An 858-nucleotide genomic window follows, 5' to 3' on the forward strand; every position below is an offset into this window, starting at 1 on the left:
CTTAGAAGACATCTCATTTGGGTGGGTCGAGTAGACTCCGAGTGTGCTGATCGTTGAGCGGCTGGTGCCGGATGAGCTGTGGGAGTTGTTCCAGTTGGTCGTGCCGGACGCTCCGGTGCGCCCGCAGGGTGGTGGCCGGCGGCGCCACGGGGATCGCGAGGTGCTGGCGGCGATCGTGTTCGTCGCGACGTCCGGGTGCACCTGGGCCCAACTGCCGCCATGCTTCGGCCCGTCCGGCCCGACCGCCCATCGGCGGTTCACCGAGTGGAGCAGGGCCCGGGTCTGGGCCAAGCTCCACCGGGTGGTCCTGGAGGAGCTCGGCGCGCGAGGTGAGCTGGACTGGTCGAGGTGCGCGGTCGACTCGGTGAACATGCGGGCCCTGAAAAGGGGGAGCTGACAGGTCCGAATCCTGTCGATCGGGGCAAGTACGGGTCGAAGATCCACCTGCTCACCGAACGTACCGGTTTACCCCTCTCGCTCGCGATCTCCGGGGCCAACCTCCACGACAGCCAGGCCCTGATACCGCTTGTCGACGCCATCCCGCCGATCCGCTCACGGCGCGGACCGCGACGCCGCCGTCCCGGCAAGCTGCACGCCGACAAAGCCTACGACCACCGCTTCATCCGCGCCTACCTGCGACGACGGCAGATCCCGGCCCGCATCGCCCGCCGAGGCGTCGAGTCCTCCCAGCGCCTCGGCCGCCACCGTTGGGTGATCGAGCGCACCGTCGCCTGGCTCGGCGGCTTCCGCCGGCTGCACCGCCGCTACGAACGCAAGGCCGACCACTTCGCAGCCTTCGCCAGCATCGCCGCAGCCCTCATCTGCACCCGACGGCTATCCAAATGAGATGTCTTCTTA

Annotated in this window: 1 protein-coding gene; it reads left to right on the plus strand. The window is 68.4% G+C overall.

The window, feature by feature from the left end; translation table 11 throughout:
• The first annotated feature begins 49 nt into the window (after window positions 1-49).
• A protein-coding gene (locus tag PUR56_RS29440) for an IS5 family transposase (protein WP_443034587.1) occupies window positions 50-846 on the plus strand; the annotation gives its coding sequence in 2 pieces (ribosomal slippage) (window positions 50-395 and window positions 395-846; 798 coding nt in all).
• The last annotated feature ends 12 nt before the right edge of the window (window positions 847-858 follow it).

Source organism: Streptomyces sp. BE303 (genome assembly GCF_036290945.1).
GTDB lineage: Bacteria > Actinomycetota > Actinomycetes > Streptomycetales > Streptomycetaceae > Kitasatospora.